Origin of the sequence: Pseudomonas sp. WS 5021, assembly GCF_012985535.1 — a bacterium.
Taxonomy (GTDB): domain Bacteria; phylum Pseudomonadota; class Gammaproteobacteria; order Pseudomonadales; family Pseudomonadaceae; genus Aquipseudomonas.
The window spans coordinates 754,821-776,625 of the sequence record NZ_JAAQWP010000001.1 but is presented as its reverse complement, the minus strand read 5'-3'; the positions used below and the strand labels follow the sequence as shown (position 1 = coordinate 776,625).

Annotated in this window: 17 protein-coding genes, 4 tRNA genes, 1 pseudogene and 1 riboswitch; of the genes and pseudogenes, 6 read left to right on the top strand and 16 right to left on the bottom strand. The window is 55.9% G+C overall.

The window, feature by feature from the left end; all coding sequences use genetic code 11:
* Positions 1-434: 434 nt before the first annotated feature.
* A pseudogene (locus HBO19_RS03595) lies at positions 435-614 on the bottom strand (CrcB family protein); the annotation flags it as partial.
* Positions 615-966: 352 nt separating this feature from the next.
* On the opposite strand from HBO19_RS03595, the gene HBO19_RS03590 reads away from it, so the two are divergent.
* Positions 967-1,236 (top strand): hypothetical protein, encoded by a 270-nt coding sequence (locus HBO19_RS03590; RefSeq protein ID WP_170056899.1) that lies wholly within the window; start codon positions 967-969, stop codon positions 1,234-1,236.
* Positions 1,237-2,784: 1,548 nt separating this feature from the next.
* Here HBO19_RS03590 and HBO19_RS03585 read toward each other — a convergent pair.
* Positions 2,785-3,342 carry a hypothetical protein gene (locus tag HBO19_RS03585; RefSeq protein WP_170056898.1) on the bottom strand — a complete coding sequence of 186 codons (558 nt, stop codon included), beginning with the start codon at positions 3,340-3,342 and terminating at the stop codon, positions 2,785-2,787.
* A gap of 136 nt (positions 3,343-3,478) precedes the next feature.
* Between HBO19_RS03585 and HBO19_RS03580 the strand changes: the two genes are divergently transcribed.
* Positions 3,479-3,757 carry a helix-turn-helix transcriptional regulator gene (locus HBO19_RS03580; RefSeq protein WP_170056897.1) on the top strand — a complete coding sequence of 93 codons (279 nt, stop codon included), beginning with the start codon at positions 3,479-3,481 and terminating at the stop codon, positions 3,755-3,757.
* A gap of 755 nt (positions 3,758-4,512) precedes the next feature.
* Here the strand turns inward: HBO19_RS03580 and HBO19_RS03575 are convergent.
* The 3 genes from HBO19_RS03575 to HBO19_RS03565 form a co-directional block, all read right to left on the bottom strand.
* Positions 4,513-6,273, bottom strand: a complete 1,761-nt coding sequence (locus HBO19_RS03575) for a UvrD-helicase domain-containing protein (protein ID WP_170056896.1) — start codon at positions 6,271-6,273, stop codon at positions 4,513-4,515.
* Positions 6,270-8,084, bottom strand: a complete 1,815-nt coding sequence (locus HBO19_RS03570; protein WP_122811367.1) for an AAA family ATPase — start codon at positions 8,082-8,084, stop codon at positions 6,270-6,272. The genes HBO19_RS03575 and HBO19_RS03570 overlap by 4 nt, the downstream gene beginning before the upstream one ends.
* Before the next feature lie 313 nt (positions 8,085-8,397).
* Positions 8,398-8,472: transfer RNA gene (locus HBO19_RS03565), tRNA-Arg, on the bottom strand.
* Between the two features lie 466 nt (positions 8,473-8,938).
* On the opposite strand from HBO19_RS03565, the gene HBO19_RS03560 reads away from it, so the two are divergent.
* The 3 genes from HBO19_RS03560 (at position 8,939) to HBO19_RS03550 (ending at position 10,082) form a co-directional block, all read left to right on the top strand.
* Positions 8,939-9,163, top strand: a complete 225-nt coding sequence (locus HBO19_RS03560) for a hypothetical protein (RefSeq protein WP_169955166.1) — start codon at positions 8,939-8,941, stop codon at positions 9,161-9,163.
* Between the two features lie 11 nt (positions 9,164-9,174).
* Positions 9,175-9,354 carry a PA3371 family protein gene (locus HBO19_RS03555; RefSeq protein WP_169955165.1) on the top strand — a complete coding sequence of 60 codons (180 nt, stop codon included), beginning with the start codon at positions 9,175-9,177 and terminating at the stop codon, positions 9,352-9,354.
* Positions 9,355-9,755: 401 nt separating this feature from the next.
* The gene (locus HBO19_RS03550) at positions 9,756-10,082 is read left to right on the top strand and encodes an Arc family DNA-binding protein (RefSeq protein ID WP_029294475.1); all 327 of its coding nucleotides are present in this window, start codon (positions 9,756-9,758) and stop codon (positions 10,080-10,082) included.
* A gap of 96 nt (positions 10,083-10,178) precedes the next feature.
* Here the strand turns inward: HBO19_RS03550 and mgtE are convergent, their stop codons facing one another.
* From mgtE to ltaE, 8 genes are all read right to left on the bottom strand, one after another.
* The gene (gene mgtE / locus HBO19_RS03545; protein WP_169955164.1) at positions 10,179-11,621 is read right to left on the bottom strand and encodes a magnesium transporter; all 1,443 of its coding nucleotides are present in this window, start codon (positions 11,619-11,621) and stop codon (positions 10,179-10,181) included.
* Positions 11,622-11,990: 369 nt separating this feature from the next.
* Positions 11,991-12,067: transfer RNA gene (locus tag HBO19_RS03540), tRNA-Arg, on the bottom strand.
* 72 nt (positions 12,068-12,139) lie between these two features.
* A tRNA-Arg gene (locus HBO19_RS03535) sits at positions 12,140-12,216 on the bottom strand.
* Between the two features lie 108 nt (positions 12,217-12,324).
* A tRNA-Ser gene (locus HBO19_RS03530) sits at positions 12,325-12,415 on the bottom strand.
* A 62-nt stretch (positions 12,416-12,477) separates the two neighbouring features.
* Entirely contained in the window at positions 12,478-12,666 is a 189-nt protein-coding gene (gene csrA / locus HBO19_RS03525) for a carbon storage regulator CsrA (protein ID WP_003178872.1), read from the bottom strand.
* A gap of 183 nt (positions 12,667-12,849) precedes the next feature.
* The gene (locus HBO19_RS03520) at positions 12,850-14,091 is read right to left on the bottom strand and encodes an aspartate kinase (protein ID WP_038442619.1); all 1,242 of its coding nucleotides are present in this window, start codon (positions 14,089-14,091) and stop codon (positions 12,850-12,852) included.
* Between the two features lie 97 nt (positions 14,092-14,188).
* Entirely contained in the window at positions 14,189-16,807 is a 2,619-nt protein-coding gene (alaS, locus tag HBO19_RS03515; protein ID WP_170043788.1) for an alanine--tRNA ligase, read from the bottom strand.
* 146 nt (positions 16,808-16,953) lie between these two features.
* A complete protein-coding gene (gene ltaE, locus HBO19_RS03510) occupies positions 16,954-17,958 on the bottom strand; it encodes a low-specificity L-threonine aldolase (protein WP_169955162.1) in 1,005 nt (334 codons plus the stop codon).
* A 180-nt stretch (positions 17,959-18,138) separates the two neighbouring features.
* A riboswitch (FMN riboswitch) is annotated at positions 18,139-18,308 on the top strand.
* A gap of 113 nt (positions 18,309-18,421) precedes the next feature.
* Here ltaE and HBO19_RS03505 point away from each other — a divergent pair.
* Positions 18,422-18,931 (top strand): 6,7-dimethyl-8-ribityllumazine synthase, encoded by a 510-nt coding sequence (locus tag HBO19_RS03505; protein WP_169955161.1) that lies wholly within the window; start codon positions 18,422-18,424, stop codon positions 18,929-18,931.
* 146 nt (positions 18,932-19,077) lie between these two features.
* On the opposite strand, the gene astE is transcribed toward HBO19_RS03505, so the two are convergent.
* The 3 genes from astE to astB are packed head-to-tail and all read right to left on the bottom strand — an operon-like array spanning position 19,078 to position 21,755.
* Entirely contained in the window at positions 19,078-20,082 is a 1,005-nt protein-coding gene (gene astE, locus HBO19_RS03500) for a succinylglutamate desuccinylase (RefSeq protein ID WP_169955160.1), read from the bottom strand.
* Positions 20,083-20,094: 12 nt separating this feature from the next.
* Positions 20,095-20,385: a hypothetical protein gene (locus HBO19_RS03495; RefSeq protein ID WP_029294458.1), complete on the bottom strand. Its 291-nt coding sequence runs from the start codon at positions 20,383-20,385 to the stop codon at positions 20,095-20,097.
* A 23-nt stretch (positions 20,386-20,408) separates the two neighbouring features.
* Positions 20,409-21,755, bottom strand: a complete 1,347-nt coding sequence (gene astB / locus HBO19_RS03490) for an N-succinylarginine dihydrolase (RefSeq protein ID WP_169955159.1) — start codon at positions 21,753-21,755, stop codon at positions 20,409-20,411.
* Positions 21,756-21,805: the final 50 nt, after the last annotated feature.

Here is a 21,805-nt window from a genome sequence, read left to right as displayed (position 1 = left end):
CTGCGATGCGCAGCGCATCTGCCGCAATCTCTTCGATAGAACGCTCATCGTTGGCGCTACATTGCGTTGAGCTTTATGCCGTGTTCAGTGACGCTGCGGCGGTCGCCAGAATTGAACCGGTCTATATGCCAAGTGCGGCTCTCAACGAAGTCGAGACTAGTGCTTAGGGTCAGGACCAAGCTTTCAAGATTTGTCTCTTCCTAATTCCAGATACTCCACTCACGTACGAGCGGAACCGCATTCTGGTGGGAGGCGAATACCGATTTTACGGGCGGTCGGCGGTAAGCGTGCAGGGAACATACCTTTTAACGTTGAAGTTGGCATGGGTTAACTTGTTGAATCCAGTTAGCTGGGAGGTCAATGCCCAATTGGATCTGCCTCCTCCCTAAGCCAGTGGTGAGGATGAAGGGCAAATAAATACCCTTCCGCCTCGTTTAAGCCAGGCGATTTATTAGGCCGTAAGCTGCGGAGATCATAAACAGAGCCCCCAGCACATGTGCACTGATCGTTGTCGCGGCCCAGCCAAACCTTCCCTGCTGAAGCATAAATACGACTTCAGCTGAAAACATGGAGAAGGTTGTTAGCCCGCCACAGAAACCCGACCTTGCTAGAATCGATCATATTACTTCAGCACAATGCCTACCTAGTAGGTGCTTGTTTTTCTAAAAATTAATATTCATAAATAGCGTGCGTCATCTTGGATTTTGAGAACAGAGTGGAACATGAGCCACATTAAACCAAGCAACCCAGCAACCCAGCAACCCAGCAACCCAGCAACCCAGCAACCCAGCAATTGTTACCCATAAAACCCCTCATACGTGACTAGTATTTATTATTGAGTATAATTTCTTTAGCCACACACAGGACCACATTAACTAACGGAAATTCTTCAAAGTTTTTATACCTATTGCCAATAATATTCAGCTTCGATACTATACTCTAAATCATTTTTGAGTTGAAGACTGTATGAGTCAATTATTTGCTGGTAATAGCTTGGAAGGTTGCTTGGAGATTCTTGCTGACAAAGATTGGAACGCACGGGATGTTGCAGACTATTTGGTTGATGAGTTACCAGAAAATACACCTCTCGATACCAAGGCCTGGGAGATTATTGAAGCCTATCAGTCAAATATTCCCGAAGACGCGATGAAAATTATAGATTGGGGGACTGTGGAGACCTACGTTGAAGAGTGGCTGGAATCCTTTTTCGCTGAGCGTGCGGAAAGAGATGCTTGATTTATAGACCGCCGTGACATAAGCGTATTAGCAAACTTCGCCAACCAGAGGTATTGTAATTATTGCTAGGGCGTAACAGAATTCGATCAACTACAGGTTGAATAGGCAGTGCTGAATGCAACCAACTTAACGCTGTTAGAGTGATGTGTCTATTAGAGACCCGCGATGCGGAACTTAACCAAAGGTTGCAAGGAATGCCCGCGCATTAGCAGTCACCCAGATGACAATGCAAGTTGGCTATATCGATCCACTGAAATTCTCCAGCGAGCCTTGAGCAGAATTGAGCATTCTCACAACATAGTTGCGGCGCTGAGGAGTGTACACCGTATACATATACGAGCGAGTGCTACCTCACCGCCCCACTTTGGCGACCAGTTCCTCAATCCGTAGAAAGCGCTCTGCGTGCGTAACCAGATTTCCGTCGCAACGAGCGCGCTGCCACCCTTCCAAACGAGCCTGATTATTCTCGACCGAACGCTCAAGTCGTATGGCCTCACCGCCATATCGAATGAGGTACTCACATCCGGAGAGCAGCTTTACGATCGCGCGTCTCCGCCGACGCGCTGTGGAGATGAGCGGCGGGCTCTGATTCGCGATACAACCACCTCTAAGGTCTCCAAGACATGTGTAGAGGCTGACTACTGACTGAGTGCTTTGAGCCGATATCGCGTCTGCCAGCGCTGTCGGGCGATGGCGGCACCGATATACCCAGATCAGCCAATTGGAAAGTGCAAATTTTGCACAATGCTAGTCACCCATGCCTAGAAATTGTGGATAACGGCACTCAGTCCTGAAATTTTTCGACTCGGAACCCTCTCACGGCCCCTAGCCACCGTGACGTAACGCTTTTTTTTGCTTGTAACACATCTACGTTACGTAAAAAAAATGCGTTACGGCCGGTGAAATTCTTTTTTGCGTATTGCATGGATGTCACCAGTCGCTTTCATCGGACTAGACCCGCATTCTGGGTAACCTTGACCGGCAGAAGTCGGACAAAAGCGGTTCCTAACGCCATTCATGCACAGGTACTCGCCTACAACATGAAGCGGGTTATGAAAATCCTCGGCGCCAGCAGCTTAATGAAAGCGTGGTCGACCTAAATGGCTTGGCTTCGTTGCTTACCTGGCACGCTAGAAGCATCGCTGATGCCTCCACGACCATAGTGACGACCCCTAGGGCTTACCGCGAGCAGCTATTCGGCTACCAAACAAATACACGCCGCTGTTGCACCCAACAGCATCGCTAGTGACCAGCATTCCCTAGTTGGCTGGGTCCGACCAGCCGCCGATGACTGGACTGGTGCCACCCAAGGCAATCTCTAGTGTGACCCTGTCGAATATCGCAGACATGGCCTGGGCAAGATCATTTACCAGGGTGAATGGGTTCTTTAAAGTGCACTTTTCCCCACCGTTCGCTATGCGTTGAGGCCAGCATTGGCACAATTCTTTTGGGGCAGACTTCTCCCCCCAGAAACGCCCGTTACTGGCCGATAACGACTCAGGCAGAATTTCTGCCGAACCTACGTCATAGGTACGTCCTAACAAATCGTTAATGCGTCACAAAGCGCACGCCATTTCGTTTCAAGGCTTCGATCAATCGTTCCGTACTTTCAACCTCGGGCGGCTGCGCGCTCGGATCCAGAACACGACGAATCGACGAAGAGTTCGCCACAGCAGCAGGATCGGGCTGCTTGGGCGATCTCCTCCGAAGGCCGCGAAGCTCCGGCAGCGGCGAATCAACAGCCTGGAGATCCATTATGAATCGAGGAGTTTGCGCTGGCGCTGGATTGAGACGCTCATTAATACAAAGGATGTTGCTGAAATAGATCCAACCGATCGGGCTGATAGAAAGAATGCCATACCGACTTCCCTGCTCGGTAACCACCCACATGCTCTCGCCACGGACCTCAATCTCAACCATTCGCGATGTCTCGACGCGATGACCGTCTGCGAATTTCCCGGAGGGTTCGGCTCGAATATGCCGCCAAATTTCGCCCTTAACGCTTGGAGGATCTTTGACGTGAGCATTCGTGAGATAGCCGGTGAACGGCAGGTCGCCAGCGTCACTTTTTAGCCTCAGGATTGCGTCATTGATGTCGCCAATCATGAAATGTCTCCACGTTTAGGTGTCCGGTATGTCGCAGAGAGGATACCAGCGATCCCATAAAAATGAATGGTATACAGTGTAGAAAATACCTCCGAGCAAATTTCTCATGTCCGGATTTGCTCGGGGTGTTTTGAGGATGGACGTGAAGCTCGCTTTTGGTAAGGCCTTGAGACAGATACGAAAGGCCCGCGGAATGACGCAAGAGGCGTTCGAACCGGGCGTCGTAAGGACATATATCAGCGCACTGGAAAGAGGAATCCACTCGCCAACGCTAGAACGCATCGTCGAATTGGCCGCACTTCTAAACGTCTCCTCAGCTGCATTACTCACCCTCACAGCGTTTTACGAGCAGGACAGCCAAGACTCTGCCAGCTTCCTTAATGAGCTGTGTGAAGACGTTAGCAACTGGATCTGATCCAGCCTGAAAACGCGCAACCCGTGCGAGCCCGAGCAGTGTAGTGATGAACCAAGAAGCCGTAGAGTCAAGGATGCGGTGTCATAAAAAAAAGCAGGCGCCACCTACAAGCGCGCAGGCTGGACGATGGAGATTAGCCGCCACCCTGGCATACCCATCAAAAAAAAACGCCTTAGAGGCCATATAAAAGCGTCACACCGGTAAAAAACACGACACCCTCCTCATTCAACTGACAATTGTTTGCTGAAAGTCAAAGTTAAGCTTTGATACAAAAACCAGAATTCCTACCCCACCCTCACATACAAGTCAACACAGGGAGGGTTAATTTTTCTCTTGACACACTGTATATATATACATAAAATACCTCTTAGAGGTCTTCCGCCGAACAAGCCTGGTTACCTTCCGGCAAAGCCGGGTATGTGTTTTTGATTACAAATAATGCTTTATTAAGAATTTTTCTCATTATTCTTACTCTCGCCACCTCCATTGTCCAATCTCGTAGACTGACAGCCTGAGCTAGGCTGATCCGGCATACGCTTCACGGGCAGCACCCAAGCTGGTCTAGTTCAGCCTTGAAAAAGGCTGGCTGAAGCACCTACCGTCTCATCAACATCGCTCTATGCGGCGGGACATCACGTTTCCCGTGATTGAACTGGCTGCCACTTATACCGGAAGCTGCTCAATTCCACTTGGCCACTGCTTAGTCAAGCGAGTCAGCAAGTCATTCAGATAGCTTTGTTTTTCAGTTGAGCCGATTATAGTTGCTGCCCTTTTAAGAGAGGACATACAGGCCACAGGGGATTAAGCACTAGGAGGTGCGTTCGAGCACGCGTGATGCCCACTCGCAGGAGCCTTCGACTTTTGGGGTACGGCGGATCATCGTCTCTCCACACAAAGGACGACCCCACTCCGTTGGCGCTCCGCTTCGCTTCTCTAACTATGATCACACCGTCGAATTGCTTCCCTTTAGCCTTGTGGATATTCATTATCTGAAGACCAGGTATTGCTTCAACCCCATCAAGAATTTGTTCCTGCGCCAAAGCTTGATCGAGGGCACCCCTAGCATTGGTGTATTTCCCGTCGCGGATCCACTCCGCTGCCAATGCGGCAGAGATGCGGTGACCACGCCTGAAGGCCACAAGATAGTCAAGCTGGTCCGCCACTCTGAGCAATTCGCTCTGGCCACTTCCCCGCAGCGCACCCTTCACCGCCAGCCAATCGTTAGCGGGATCTCCCGTGAACGGAGACTCAGATAGGGTCAACAGCACACCTCGCAATGCTTTTACGAGGTTGATCTTCAACTGCTTACCCTGCCTCATTTGCAGAGCCTGCGCTTTCAGCGTGGCAATAGCAGCTTTTGCCTGGCCCGTGGCATTACGGGCCGCAGCGATTAGCTCCATGCTAGATGCTATGTCAAAGGCTTCGTTCTCTGATTTTTTTGGCTCTAGGAGAAAGGCAGCTAACCGTGCTGAAAGCAGAGATTCTGCTTCGTCAAAATGGAGCTTATGTTGAACGGCTTTGCCAACATTAGGCTCCAGTGCGTTGAGCGCATTAGACATCCTTAAAGCGCTGCGATTATTACCGACCAGGATGGCGATCGTGCCTGGCACGGCGCCGGCTTGCACGATAATGGAGCCATACAGTTCCTTAAGAGCACGACGCAGCAAATGATTCCAATTAGGGGTGGGATTTTCTGGTCGGTACATTAACTGTGATACACCTTGATACGGCGCCCCACGAACGACGCCATTCAACGTGTCGTTTCCGAAGCAAAGTATCTCCGAATTCGGACTACGGTGATTCTGCGCTCCCAAATCCACAGCAAAGGGCTGCAAAACCTGGCGAATCACGGAGATTCGTTCCGGTCCCACGCCAGGCAAGAAGTCAAAAATCTGTTGCTCTTGGTCAGCCAGGCACATCACCTGGGACCTCGCCGCGAGAAGCTGAATATTGCTCCACGCTGGCTCGCTGGTGTCCTGCGCCTCATCCACGATGATGAGTGGGTGCTTAGCAGCGACAGATTGAAGCAGATAACTACTGCTCTTTAGCAAATCGCCTACGCTGGTAGCAAAAAGATCGAACGCGACCCTGCCCTCCTCCCTGAACAAGCGATCGCGCTCCACCAGCCAAGCAGGCCAACCTACATCATCATCGTCGATACCCGCCGATAGAGCTTTTTCATCTTGGGGAAGCAGGATAGATAGCTTAGTTGGAGCCCCAAGCAGGTAACCGTGCGCCTTAAGAATGGTCCAAAAAAATGAATGGAAGGTCTGGATTGAAAGGCAATCCTTTTCCTGCGTCGTGGACTCCAGCTTCGCCGCATCTGCGATCCTAGCCACCGCCGCACGTGAAAAACTGAGGAATAAGACGGACTGCCCTGGAAGCAATCCCTGCCTGATCCGGTGAACCGCTTTGCGCAAAGCTAACGTAGTTTTGCCGCTTCCGGGGCCGCCTAATACTAAAATGTGCTTCTCGCAGGCGATAACTGTATCGCGCAAATCACGCGCCTCGGTCATATCGGATCATCCAACCAAGCATCATCAGACTGCGATTCCTCTTCCGCTTCTACAGGACGAGGGAACAGTTTGTAGATACCAGACAAGAAATCTTTAGTCGCTCCGGGCAGCTCCTCATATTCGCAGTCATTAAGTAAGCGAGCCGCCCATCCCGCGCCCTTGTTACTTCCAAGAGCCTGCATCGCCAAAGACCTTACCGCAGCATCACTTGGCTGTAGCTCAGGCACCATCACGTTTCCACTCTCGTCGCTGATCTTCAGATCGAGTAGAAATGACCAAAGACGTGACGCTGGAACCTCAGCAGCAAGCAGACCCTCGAAGCCCTTGTAGGGGTGTTCAGTGTTTATCTCATAGGTATCGGCCAACGCTTGGAGCACCTCGGGTTTTCGATTTCCTTTGGGAAGAAGATCGTAGAAGGCAAACGTCCGAAGCCCTAAAGTTTTAAAAAACTTGCCGAATTTGGGCACATTCGACTCGCCATCCGCGTCAAAGAATGCCACCCCAGAAATATCCAGCGGCTGGAGACTCGGATCCTGTTCTTCCATGCGACGAGCAATCACTGGCATAGCATGCAGCTCGGTTACCCCCTCAACGACGATGACACCGCGACTTAACATGCACTCAGAAAGCCCCGACTTAGCGAATCGTCTGTAATCATTATCTTTAAGTCCGGTCGCATCCGAGACTTTCCGAGATGTGACAGTACCGGCGTCCTGTCGGGCAAGCAGCAGCGTTTGACTAGGCTCAAACTTCTCGATCACAAAGGGAGAATGAGACGTGACGAACGCCTGCGTCGTTTTGGTGAGAAGGTACTCGGCGATCCTTCGCTGAGTATGTGGGGGAACAGCGATCTCAGGCTCTTCCATCGCAAAGATCACATCAGACTTGAGGTCAGCAATAAGTGACAGCAGCGCCAGCACTAGGGTGTTAATCGTCCCGGTGCCGGCATGGGCAAACGGAACATGCGCCTGATCAGCGGACAGCGCCATGAAAAAGGTCAGCGTTTTCCGTAGATGCTCTCTGGTAAGTTCAGATACGTGAAGCTTCGTGGCATTGCCAGGCGATTCAAGGGCTACATATCTGGAGAGCCTTTTTTCAACTGATCTAAGGACTGGAGCTATTTCAGTCGCATCGGCTTCAATGTCTAGGCTTTGCAGCCGAGATATCGTTTTCTGCCAGAGGCTGTGCCTTACACCCTTAGCTCTCAGGATAATATCCAGCAACGACCCCCGCTCCAAACTGAGCGCTCGCGATCCCGTCCTAAGGGTGCGCAGATACAGGAATCCGAACTGTCGCTTGATGGTCTTTGGAACAGCCGTCAACTCACCCAATGGTGCATCAGGGCTATGAGAGAAATAAGTCCTGGCGACAAACTCGTCCTCCTCGATGTCGTAGAGGCCAATGGTCTCGATCCTTAGGCAAGGTACGACATCGGGTGGATTCGCAGCGGCGATTTCACCAGACGCGAGAACGCGCTTTTCTAACAGGTGCCAAAACTCCGAGTTACCTCCACACCGATTACTAACCTCGACGCTCAACCCAACCAGGACAGCCTCGATGCGCAGGCGAATTGGCGTAGGCGGCAATCCCTCTTCTAGAGACGGGAACAGATAAATTCCGTTGTAAAAGTCATGCTCATCTATGGGGGGGAACCGATTGAGTCGATCCGGGCCTAGTACCAGATCCAGAGCCTCACAGATGGTGCTTTTCCCTACGTTATTCGTTCCAACCAGGAGCGTATGCCCATCAAAGCAAAGACTGGCGCACCGAATCCCGCGAAAATTCTCTATGCCGAGTTTGACGACCTTCATTCTGATCCCTCAGTTGATTCTACGAGCCACTATAGCAGTGGCACGAAATCACGAGGGGATGGATCCAAAGGCGTATAAGCCGTGCCTGATGTGAGCTAGCTGACACTTACACGCGGTTGATATGCGTAGAGGATCGCGCACAGCGCAATGATTGACTTGATATCGATCAAAGCGAATGAAAATCGAAGCTTGCCGACAGAGTGCATAGCGCATGCCTACGTCGCGATGGATGCAGGTCAGCGCGAGGCCTAGCTGACCCGAGCAAGGTCATGCTGAGCAAGAAGAGAAGTAGTGACTGAAGTAGTGACTAAGATGGTGTCCCCGGCAGGAATCGAACCTGCATCTGAGCCTTAGGAGGGCCCCGTTCTATCCGTTGAACTACAAGGACTATAGAGATAACTGCTTGAATACAAACAGAAAAACCAAAAAAACAAACCAACAACGATCACAACTTATCACTGCGCCCTGTCCCTTGCAAGAAATCGTGTCTAGCCTTTAGGAGGGGGATGCTCTATCCAATTGAGCTACTGGGACTTATGACAGGCGCAAGGCCAAATGGCGTCGCGACAGACGGCGTGCATGTTAACGGCCAAGGTGAGTTTTGTCATGTCGTCCGCAAGCTTTTTAGGCGTAAGCCGTTAACGCGCCCACCTCCTGCCTACAGGGCTGCCAAGACCCATCGTGCAAAATGCACTAGCACGAAAGGCCATCATTGCATCTTGCAACGAGCCATACTTTTGAGATCAATCTAACATACTGTTTTTTAAGGATTTTTATCAAAATAGCAGCTGGCACGATGACTGCACTCTTTACCCTTAACAATCTGTCCTGCACATGAACACGGGGAAACACCCATGAACAGCACCCTCCTGCTTCTGAATGCCCTGGCCCTGGCGGTACTGGTGATGTTCCAGTTCCAGACCAGTGGCGATAGCGATGCAGCGCAGATCAGCCACACAGGCAGCCACCAGACCCAGCAACGCGCGCAACTGGCAGTGATGACAGCCAATGGGCAACCCTCTGTTCAGTTGGCACAAGGCGCGCAGGCCGCCGGCACTTCTGAGCACTGGATTTTCTAAGCGAGCCGATCATGACCAAGACCACCTGGCTGTTTTTCATTCTGACCCTCATCACCGGCGTCATGGGGCTCAGCGCCACGTCGAATGATTGGCACACCCTTTCCCTAGGCGCCTGCGCCGTGTTCGCCAGCGCGTGGGTGATTGCCGCAATTGTCGGGCGTCGCTTCAAGTTCGACCCCGTTCTGCGCTGAACAACCGATTCACCCCCCGCCCTCCTCACCTCACCTGTCGCCCGACCTTATGTCGCCTGGGCGCGCAAATCGGCCATTTGCCACTAGTCTTAAAAATAAGGGCAAAAGGCCACATTGCTATAGGATGTGCGCCGCAAGACCCTCGGGCATCGAGAGCCTGCGCTGCGAATACTGCGCAGAAAAGTTTTCTAACCAGTCCGCAAATTTGATAATGAGTACTGGCATAAAGCCTGTAGTCAGTTCAATATTTGTCACAGAATTGACGCCAAGGAACCGGCAAATCTGAGGCATGATGCGGCCTCTTTGCAATTCAGGTTGAACATTTGTCCGCAAACCTTGTCCTAACACACATGTTGCGGCCAATTCCAAAAACCGCTCCCCTGAACTAACCGGTTAAATATATGCGCCCATTGAAACAGGCAATTTATTCCAGCCGTACGGCTGACAAGTTCGTCGTACGTCTGCCAGACGGAATGCGGGAACGCATTGCCGAGGTGGCTCGCAATCATCACCGCAGCATGAACTCTGAAATCATCGCGCGCATGGAGCAAAGCCTTATTCAGGAAGGCGCGCTGGGTGATGAGCTGAGCATGCGTATGGACAGCCCGGAGCTGTCACTGCACGAACGCGAGCTGCTACAGCGGTTTCGCCAACTGTCCCACCGTCAGCAAAATGCGCTTGTGTCGCTGATTGCCCATGACGTTGAGGCAGCCGCAGAAGCCGAATAACCGGCAACTGAAAGCTGAAGCCAGCCTTGCGCTGGCTTTTTTTGCGTGGTTTTTTTACTTTGGATGCAGGAGCCGGCTTGCCGGCCCCTATTGGGTTCAAAGCAGGAAGATCGTCGCCAAGCCCAGGAAGATGAAGAAGCCACCACTGTCAGTCATGGCCGTGATCATCACACTGGCGCCCATCGCCGGATCGCGCCCAAGGCGCGCGAGGGTCATGGGGATCAACACCCCCATCAAGGCCGCCAGTAGCAGGTTGAGGGTCATGGCCGCAGTCATGACCACGCCCAGGGACCAACTGCCATACAGCAGATAGGCCACCACCCCAATAACGCCCCCCCACACCAGGCCATTGATCAGGCCTACCGCCAATTCCTTGCGCATCAGGCGCGAGGTATTACCCGTGCTCACCTGGTCCAGGGCCATCGCCCGCACGATCATGGTGATGGTCTGGTTACCCGAGTTACCACCAATACCGGCCACGATCGGCATCAGCGCCGCCAATGCCACCAGCTTCTCGATAGAGCCTTCAAACAGGCCGATCACCCGCGAGGCAATGAACGCAGTAATCAGGTTGACCGCCAGCCACGCCCAACGGTTGCTCAGGGATCGCCAGACTGACGCAAAAATATCTTCCTCTTCACGCAGACCCGCCATGTTGAGGACTTCGTTTTCGCTTTCCTCACGGATCAGGTCGACCATCTCATCGATGGTCAAACGGCCGATCAGCTTGCCGTTCTTGTCGACCACCGGGGCCGAAATCAAGTCATAACGCTCGAATGCCTGGGCGGCATCGTAGGCGTCTTCATCGGGATGAAAGCTCACCGGATCGCTGGCCATGACCTCGGCCACTTGTTTGTCCGGGTCGTTGACCAGCAGGCGCTTGATCGGCAGCACGCCCTTGAGGATGCCCTCGTAGTCGACCACAAACAGCTTGTCGGTGTGCCCAGGCAGTTCTTTGAGGCGCCGCAGGTAGCGCAAGACCACTTCCAGGCTGACATCCTCACGGATAGTCACCATCTCGAAGTCCATCAATGCGCCGACTTGCTCCTCGTCATAGGACAACGCGGAGCGCACGCGCTCACGCTGCTGACCGTCGAGGGTCTCCATCAGCTCATGGACAACATCACGGGGCAGCTCAGGGGCGAGGTCGGCCAGTTCGTCGGCGTCCATCTCCTTGGCCGCAGCCAGGAGCTCGTGATCGTCCATGTCGGCGATCAGGGTTTCACGCACCGAGTCGGATACTTCGAGGAGGATGTCGCCATCGCGATCAGCCTTGACCAACTGCCAAAGCGTCAGACGATCGTCCAGCGGCAGGGCTTCAAGGATGTAGGCGACGTCGGCAGAGTGCAGGTCATCGAGCTTGCGCTGCAATTCGACGAGATTCTGCCGATGGACCAGGTTCTCGACCCGGTCTTGATGAGGACCTTCCTGGCGATGGGTCAGATCTTCGACCACACGCTGGCGCTGCAGCAGCTCGACGACTTGAGCCAGACGATCCTGCAGGCTTTCTTGTGTTTTCTTTACTTCTACTTCGGTCATAGGCGAACTCCACTCCCAGCAGCGGGGCACGCCGGAAGGATCAATCAGTCAATTCATGATTGGTAAAACGGGGTACTGAGTAACTACTGGGTAAGTCCATGGAGGTATTCCACAAGCCCCGGCGGGGCTGACGGGCGCAATGATACACCGTGCGCCCGCTTTAAACGTTAAAAAACTGGAAAGAACAAGCGCTTGCACAACAAAGCTGAGTGTTGGCCACACGTATGAAACTGCGACGACAGCCATAGAAAAGAAAACACATGGACGAGAGAAAAACCTGCGTGGCCGAGACTATTCCTACGCAGGCCGCCAGGAAAGTAAAAACCCCAGACGGCAAAAAGCCCGCACTAGGCGGGCTTTTTGTTTGTATGGTGCACTCGACAGGATTCGAACCTGTGACCGCTCGGTTCGTAGCCGAGTACTCTATCCAGCTGAGCTACGAGTGCAGATTGTGGTTTTATACCAGATCACAACTGGTTGGAGCCAAGTTACCTGCATTTCTGCAACTAACTCTTAAATGGTGCACTCGACAGGATTCGAACCTGTGACCGCTCGGTTCGTAGCCGAGTACTCTATCCAGCTGAGCTACGAGTGCATTTGTTGCCGCGCATTATAGGCCGTTCAATCTCTATGTAAAGCTATTTTTTCGTTTAATTTCAACAACTTAGCGAAAAAACCAGATTGCAACGTACTAAGCAAATAATGGCGGAGAACGGGGGATTCGAACCCCCGACACCCTTTTGAGGTGTACTCCCTTAGCAGGGGAGCGCCTTCGGCCACTCGGCCAGCTCTCCGCAACACGGGGCGTATATTAACCAGCTTCATCCCCGTTTGCAAACATAAAAAACGATAAAAATTAATGGCTTGGTTCGTCGTCCTTCTCTTTCTTGATCCGCAGGTAGATTTCCTCACGGTGGACGGCCACCTCTTTGGGGGCATTGACCCCAATCCGCACTTGATTGCCTTTGACGCCGAGCACGGTCACGGTGATTTCGCCATCACCAATAATCAGGCTTTCTGCGCATCGACGAGTCAGAATCAGCATACCTTTCTCCTCACGCATTTCATTTCGGGAACAACAGTCTGCAAAAAAAGGCCTTGGGCCTATAACCCATCGGCCATGGCCCTGCATGCCTAAGTATTGTCGAGCACGGGCAAAAGAACAGGCCTGGGCCATCACCCGGCAAAAAAGAAAGGCGCGGATCAACCGCGCCTTCCTGGCAACGCGTTACTCGCCCTGTCGGGCCGGCGCGTCCAGTTCGAAAGCGGTGTGCAGTGCACGCACAGCCAGCTCCAGGTACTTCTCTTCAATCACCACCGACACCTTGATCTCCGATGTGGAGATCATCTGGATATTGATGGTTTCCTTGGCCAGGGACTCGAACATGCGGCTGGCAACGCCCGCATGGGAGCGCATACCCACACCAACGATCGACACCTTGGCGATCTTGGTGTCGCCGACCACTTCACGCGCCCCGATTTCCTGGGCAGTGTTCTGCAGGATACGCTCGGCCGCATCGTACTCGTTGCGGTGCACGGTGAAGGTGAAGTCGGTGGTGTTATCGTGCGCAACGTTCTGCACGATCATGTCGACTTCAATGTTCGCCGCACTGATCGGCCCAAGGATCTTGAAGGCCACGCCCGGGGTGTCTGGCACGCCACGGATGGTCAGCTTGGCTTCATCGCGGTTAAAGGCGATGCCGGAAATGATCGGCTGTTCCATGGATTCCTCTTCATCAATAGTAATGAGGGTGCCCGGACCCTCTTTAAAGCTGTGCAATACGCGCAGCGGTACGTTGTACTTGCCGGCAAACTCCACCGCACGGATCTGCAACACCTTGGACCCGAGGCTGGCCATTTCCAGCATCTCTTCGAAGGTGATCTTGTCCAGGCGCTGGGCCACGGACACTACGCGCGGGTCAGTGGTGTAGACGCCGTCCACATCGGTGTAGATCTGGCATTCGTCAGCCTTCAGGGCTGCCGCCAGCGCCACGCCGGTGGTGTCGGAACCGCCACGGCCCAGGGTCGTGATATTGCCGTGCTCGTCAACGCCCTGGAAACCGGCGACAACCACCACGCGACCGGCCTTCAGGTCACCACGAATCTTCTGGTCGTCGATCTGCAGGATGCGCGCCTTGGTGTGCGCGCTGTCCGTGAGGATCCGTACCTGGGTGCCAGTGTAGGACACCGCCGGCACGCCACGCTTGTTCAGCGCCATGGCCAACAAAGCAATGGTCACCTGCTCACCGGTGGACACGATCACATCCAGCTCACGCGCCAGCGGAGCCTGATCACCACTGATTTGCTTGGCCAGGTCGATCAGGCGATTGGTCTCGCCGCTCATGGCCGACAGCACCACCACCAGGTCGTCGCCGGCATCGCGGAATTTCTTAACCTTGTCGGCGACCTGCTCGATTCGTTCGACAGAGCCGACCGAGGTGCCTCCAAATTTCTGTACGATCAAAGCCATTTCTAAGCCGCCTCAGCCCGTAAAGGGGCGCCCAATAAACAAATCTTCCAGCAGCTAAGCGAGCCCATGACTAGACCATGGGCTCATTAACAGCGCCTTAAATACCGGCCTCGACAAATGGCACGGTCAGGGCCAGGGCCGCGTCCAGGGCACCAGCGTCTACACCACCGCCTTGCGCCATGTCCGGACGACCACCGCCCTTCCCGCCCACTGCCGCAGCGGCTTGTTTCATCAAATCACCAGCCTTGAGTTGGCCAGTCAGGTCCTTGGTTACACCGGCAACCAGTACGACCTTTTCCTCATGGACACTGCCGAGCAGGATCACTGCGCGGCCGAGCTTGTTCTTCAACTGATCGACCAAGGCCAACAGCGCCTTGCCGTCCTGACCGTCCAGGCGCGCGGCCAGAACCTTCACGCCCTTGATGTCCAGTGCCGAGGCTGACAGGTCGTCACCCGCTGCGCTGGCCGCCTTGGCTTGCAACTGCTCCAGCTGTTTTTCCAGCTGGCGGTTGCGCTCCAGTACGGCAGAGAGCTTGTCGATCAGGTTGTCACGGCTGCCCTTGACCAGGGTCGCCGCTTCCTTGAGTTGTTCTTCGGCCGCATTGAGGTAGGCCAGGGCCGCAGCACCGGTCACCGCCTCGATACGCCGTACACCGGAAGCCACGCCGCCTTCGCTGATGATTTTCAGCAGGCCGATGTCACCGGTGCGCTTGGCATGGATACCGCCGCACAGTTCCACGGAGAAGCTGCCGCCCATGCTCAGCACGCGTACGTTGTCGCCGTATTTCTCGCCGAACAGCGCCATGGCGCCTTTTTTCTTGGCGGTTTCAATATCGGTTTCTTCAGTTTCTACCGCAGTGTTCTTGCGAATCTCGGCGTTGACGATGTCTTCCAATGCCTTCAATTGCTCAGGCTTGATCGCTTCAAAATGGCTGAAGTCAAAGCGCAGGCGCTGACTGTCGACCAACGATCCCTTCTGCTGGACGTGCTCGCCCAATACCTGGCGCAGCGCCGCGTGCAGCAAGTGGGTAGCCGAGTGGTTCAAGGCGGTTGCATGCCGCACATCAGCATCAACCTGAGTCTCCACCGGAGCGCCGACCGTCAGGTTACCCAGCACCAACACACCGTGATGCAGGAAAGCACCGCCGGTCTTGGTGGTGTCGCGCACGTCGAAACGACCGGATGTCGAGCGCAAGAAACCACAGTCACCGACCTGGCCGCCAGATTCGGCGTAGAACGGCGTCTGATCGAGCACCACGACCGCCTCTTCGCCTTCGCTCAAGACATCGACCGACTGGCCATCTTTATAAATAGCCACGATCTTGGCCGAGCCGACGGTGGCCTGATAACCCGTGAACTCGGTCGCCACGTCAACCTTGACCAAGGTGTTGTAATCCAGGCCAAAAGAGCTCGCGGAACGCGCGCGTACACGCTGGGCTTCCATCTCACGCTCGAAACCAACCTCATCGACCGTCAGTTCACGCTCGCGGGCGATGTCGGCCGTCAGGTCCATCGGGAAGCCATAGGTGTCATACAGCTTGAACACCACATCACCGGGCACCACGGTACCTTTGAGCTCAGCCAGGTCCTGTTCCAGGATCTTCAGGCCGTGCTCCAGGGTCTTGGAGAACTGCTCTTCTTCAGCCTTGAGCACGCGCTCGATATTGGCTTGCTGCTGCTTGAGTTCCGGAAAAGCTTCGCCCATCTCGGCCACCAGCGCGGCAACGATTTTGTAGAAGAAGCTACCCGTGGCGCCCAACTTGTTACCGTGGCGGCAGGCGCGACGGATGATGCGGCGCAGCACGTAGCCACGGCCTTCGTTGGAGGGCAGCACGCCGTCGGCAATCAGAAAACCACAGGAACGGATATGGTCCGATACCACTTTGAGCGAAGACTGGTTGTCGTTGGCGCAGCCAATGGCCGCGGCCGACGCGCTCAGCAGGTTCTTGAACAGGTCGATTTCGTAGTTGGAGTGAACGTGCTGCATCACCGCGCTGATCCGCTCCAGGCCCATACCGGTATCTACCGACGGCGCAGGCAGCGGATGCAACACGCCATCGGCGGTGCGGTTGAACTGCATGAACACGTTGTTCCAGATCTCGATGTAACGGTCACCGTCTTCTTCCGGCGAGCCCGGCGGGCCGCCCCAGATGTCGGCGCCATGATCGTAGAAAATCTCGGTGCACGGGCCGCACGGGCCGGTATCGCCCATGGTCCAGAAGTTGTCGGAGGCGTAAGGCGCGCCCTTATTGTCGCCGATGCGGATCATGCGCTCGACCGGCACACCGATCTGCTGGGTCCAGATGTCGTAGGCTTCGTCATCGGTGGCGTAGACGGTGACCCAGAGTTTTTCCTTCGGCAGCTTCAGCACACCAGTGAGGAAGGTCCAGGCGAAGTTGATCGCGTCTTGCTTGAAATAATCGCCAAAGCTGAAGTTGCCGAGCATTTCGAAAAAGGTGTGGTGACGGGCGGTGTAGCCGACGTTCTCCAGGTCGCTGTTCTTGCCGCCGGCGCGCACGCACTTCTGGCTGCTGGTGGCGCGGGTGTAGGCGCGCTTTTCCTGGCCCAGGAAGCAGTCCTTGAACTGGTTCATCCCCGCGTTGGTGAACAGCAGGGTTGGGTCATTGCCTGGGATCAAAGAGCTGGAGGAGACACGGGTGTGACCTTGCTCTTCGAAGAAGCGAAGGAAGGCTTCACGGATTTCTGCGCTTTTCATTAGGTTCTTCCACGGAGGCTGCGGCCAAAGGCCAGTGCTAAACGTCATCAGACGGAGCGACGGCAAAGGGCCGCATTATATCGGCCCTTTGCCCGTGGTACAGCGTGTTTATACGATAGAAACAGTCAATTAGACGGCCTGCACTGTCATTTCCGGGAAAACTCGACAAATGTCGCCAGCACTTGCTCCATCTGTGCCCGGCTGACGTCCAGGTGCGTGACCATGCGCAAGCGCGGGGCGGCACTCAACGTGATCCCACGCGCTTCGGCAAAGGCCTTCAGCGCCTGGGCCTGCTCGCCGATCTGCACGTAGACCATATTGGTCTGCACCGGCTCCACGCTATAGCCGGCCTTGCGCAGCTCATCGCCGAGCCACTGGGCATTGGCGTGGTCTTCGGCCAGGCGCGCTACCTGATGGTCCAGGGCGTACAGCCCCGCCGCCGCCAAAGAACCCGCCTGGCGCATACCGCCACCGACCATCTTGCGCAAACGGCGGGCCTTGGCGATCAACGCACTGGAGCCGCACAGCACCGAGCCAACCGGCGCGCCAAGGCCCTTGGACAGGCACACCGAAACCGAATCGAAATACCCGGCAATCTCCCGCGCATCCACCCCCAGCTTGACCGCCGCGTTGTACAGGCGCGCGCCGTCCAGGTGCAGGGCCAGGCCATGTTCGCGGGTAAATGCGCGTGCAGCGGCCAGGTAGCTCATGGGCAACACTTTGCCTTGCATGGTGTTTTCCAACGCCAACAGCCGGGTGCGGGCGAAGTGGAAGTCGTCCGGCTTGATCGCTTCTGCGACCTGGGCCAGGTCCAGCGAACCGTCCGCCTGGACTTCCAGGGGCTGCGGCTGGATCGAACCCAGCACCGCCGCGCCGCCGCCCTCATATTTGTAGGTGTGGGCCTGTTGCCCGACGATGTATTCCTCGCCCCGCTCGCAGTGGGCCATCAGTGCCAACAGGTTGCTCATGGTGCCGGTCGGCACGAACAGCGCGGCGGCAAAGCCCAGGCGCTTGGCCAGTTCGGCTTCCAGCAGGTTGACGCTGGGGTCTTCACCGTAGACATCATCGCCGCTCGGTGCGCTGGCCATGGCATCGCGCATGCCCGGCGTAGGTTGGGTCACGGTGTCACTACGAAGATCAATAACGGACATCAAGTGGGCCTCTGCGAGTGGGGAATGACCTGTTGTAACCGATTACTGCGGGCATCGCCCACAGATATCAACCGCCTACAAGGCTGATTGGCAAACCTGTCGATAGTCGATATTAACAAGCACCCTATGCAGTTTTTCGAAATGTATGGTAAAAACTCTCCGCCGCCAGGGTTCTGGCGGCAACGTTCTCAGGGCGGGGTGCAATTCCCCACCGGCGGTAATTGCGCGCAATGCGCATAGCCCGCGAGCGCTTGGCGCCTCGAACTGCTCACGCAGGACGGCGGCAAGGTCAGCAGACCCGGTGTGATCCCGGGGCCGACGGTCATAGTCCGGATGAAGAGAGAACGGGATTGGCGCCTAAGGGCCGTGTGCTGATTTCATGCCTGCATGACACAGCTGCTCGTACCCTTAAATCCCATTCGATTCATAACGCCCTGTTTTTTTCATAAACAGGAGTCAGAACATGCAACCCACCGCAATCGACAGCAAGAGCAAAAACCACCACGGTGAGCGCGTCGCGTTTATCCAGGCTTGCTGGCACAAAGATATTGTTGATCAGAGCCGTAAAGGCTTCCTCGCCGAAATGCTCGTCCAGGGCTACCAAGAGTCGGACATCGATTTCTTTGAAGTCGGCGGCGCCTTTGAAATGCCCCTGCACGCCAAGCTTCTGGCCAAGTCCGGCCGCTACGCCGGCATCGTCGCCGCCGCCCTGGTGGTGGACGGTGGGATCTATCGCCACGAGTTCGTCGCACAATCGGTAGTCAGCGGCCTGATGCAGGTGCAGTTGGAAACCGAAGTGCCAGTGTTCTCGGTGTCCCTGACGCCGCATCACTTCCACGCGGGCAGCGAGCACCACAACTTCTTCTTTGAGCACTTTGTGCACAAGGGCAAGGAAGCTGCGCAGACCTGCGCCGATACCCTGCACAAGATCCGCGCGATTCGCCGCAATGAGCCGCGTGCCTTAGCAGTCTAAGCAACCCTACCCAAACCAGTGTAAAAACTGGGTCTGGGTGGGAGCTGGCTTGCCTGCGATAGCATCTCCTCGAGGTAACTGACAGACCGAGCTGATGCTATCGCAGGCAAGCCAGCTCCTACAGTTGACCGCGCTGAACCCAAGGCTCAGGCCAGGCCAACATCTGTGGTCGGCACAATCAGGATGCCCGCCCGCAAGCCATTCTTGACCTTCGGGTTGGGGAAGATGATGCGCGCGCCCTCCTCCTCGATCACCCAGCGGGTCTTGGCGATGTCCTCGGCCAGCAGGTAGCCCTTCTCCAGTTCCGAAAAGTTCTCCACATCCGCCGGCAAATGCAGGGTGAAGGCGTCACTGTGCTTGATGATTTCCCGGGCCACGCTGAACAACTTCAGGCCGTCCAGGCCCTCGGCGGCCGGCTCGTTGCCTTCGATGATCTGCTTGAGGCGGGTTTCCAGGCGCGATACATCCACCCCCTGGTTCTGCCCGAATGGACGGGCCTTGCCCAGTTCCAGGGTGAACGACTCGGCGCCCAGTTGCTCGTAGGTAAACGCGGTGAAAGTGATGGAGGTCTTGTTCTGCAACAGCACCGCTTCCATGCCGGCCGCGCGCAAGCGGGCCAGTTCGGTGCGGGAGTGTTGGCGCCCTTCCTTGAAGGGGTACAGGGCAAACTGCTCGATCTTCGAACCGCGAATCGCCGTGTGCAGGTCGTAGTGCAGGCGCGAACGGCCGGGCACGCCGAAGAAGGTGCGGGCCAACTGCTCAAGCTCGGCGGCGCGCATGGCTTCGGGGCCGATGCTTTGTTCGTGGCGGCCGTTGAACAGCCGGTTGACGTCCTGCTCGAGGTAACGCTCGCCGCGACGCATGGCCTCGGGGTTGCCGAACAGGAACAGAATACGGGTACGGGGCTTGATCTCCCCGCGGGCGATGCCATGCAACAGGCGGTCGGCCAATTCGATCGGCGCGGTTTCGTTGCCATGGATGCCGGATGACAGCAGCACATCGGCGCCGTTGTCCCGTGCCTCAGGAGGCCGCACCTCGAGTGCGCCCTCACTGAGCCAGCGCATTTGCACGCCGTCGACAGTCAGTTGAATTTTTTGCGCCGGTTCACGACCGGCGAGGGTCAGTTCAAGCAGTTTGCCGAGGGCGAGCATAGAGCAGCTTCCTTAGTGGTTGCAGCCTGGGCCGTGGACGTGATCGTCGTCATCACCTTCAACGTCGGCCGGTTCCATTTCCAGTTGCAGGCTCATCAGGTTGGTGGCCAGCGGGCGCATCAGCAGGTTGGCGTACTCGGCGTCGCCTTCTTCCACGTCCACGCCGATCAGCAGTTGGCCACGGCCATCGTGCTGGATCCAGATTTCCTTGCCCTGCCACACCACGGCCAGGCGGGTGCAAGAGGTTTCCAGCTGGGTGCCGTCGGTGTCTTCAAGGATCAGCTTCAGGGTATCGGTGGTCATAAATAAGTCTCAGCCGTGTGGCTTTAATTGATCTGGAAAGGATAAACCGAGCCCAGTTTAAGGATTTGCGTCAGTTCATCCAATGCCGTGCGACATTCGAGCAGCAACTGCGGGTCAGCCAGATCGGTTTCACGCAGGCTGTCGCGGTAGTGCTTGCCGACCCATTGGGTCAACGTTTCGTACAGCGGTGCAGTCATGATAACCCCTGGATTGACCGCCGCCAGTTCAGCCTCCTTCAACGCCACGCGCAAACGCAGGCAGGCCGGGCCGCCGCCATTCTGCATGCTTTGCTTGAGGTCGAAGACTTTCACTTCGCCGACCGGCCCACCGGCACTGGTCAGGCTTTGCAGGTAGTGCCAGACACGCTCGTTGTTGCGGCACTCCTCGGGCACGATCAGCAGCATCGAACCGTCGGCGCGGCTCAGCAACTGGCTGTTGAACAGGTAGGAGCGCACGGCGTCTTCGACGCTGACCAGGGCGCGGGGTACGCAGATTGCCTGGAAATTGCCGCCGACCTTGCCCAGCTTGGCCTGCAGTTCAGCGAGCATCTGCTCGGTATTGAGGAACGCATCCTCGTGATAGAACAACACTTCGCCGTTACCCACTGCGATCACGTCGTTGTGGAACACCCCGGCATCGATCACGGCCGGGTTCTGCTGGCCGTAGACCACACCGTCATCCTGCAGGCCATGCAAACGCGCAACCGCCTGGGACGCTTCGAGGGTCTGGCGCGCCGGGTACTTTTGCGGCGCTGGGTAGCGGGTGTCGAACGCACTGCGGCCGAACACGAAAAACTCCACGCCCGCCTCGCCATATTCGCGGCAGAAGCGGGTGTGGTTGGCGGCGCCTTCGTCACCGAACTGCGCCACGGCCGGCAACGCGGCGTGGTGGGCGAAGTGCTGCTGATCGGCAAACATCGCCCCGAGCACGCGGCTGGTGGTCGGGTGTTCGATGCTGCGGTGGTATTTGCAGTTGAGGTTGGCGGCGGTGAAATGCACACGGCCGTCAAACGTGTCGGCGCTCGGGCTGACCGTGGCGGCGTTGGCCACCCACATGCTCGAGGCCGAACAACTGGCCACCAGCAACGGCATGGCGTGCTTGGCCGCCTGCTGGATCACCTGGGCGTCTGTGCCGGCAAAGCCAAGGCTGCGCAGCGCGGCGACATCCGGACGTTCCTGGGGAGCAAGCACACCTTGCACAAAGCCCATGTCCATCAGGGCTTTCATTTTCGCCAGGCCCTGCAGCGCCGCTTCCCTGGGGTTGGAAGATTGCTGGCTGTTGCTCTGGGACGCGACGTTGCCGTAGGACAAACCGCCGTAGTTATGGGTCGGCCCCACGAGACCGTCAAAATTGACTTCACAGGATTTCATCGGCGAGGCTCCACGAACATCTGTTTTTATAGGCATCAAAGGTCTTCAAC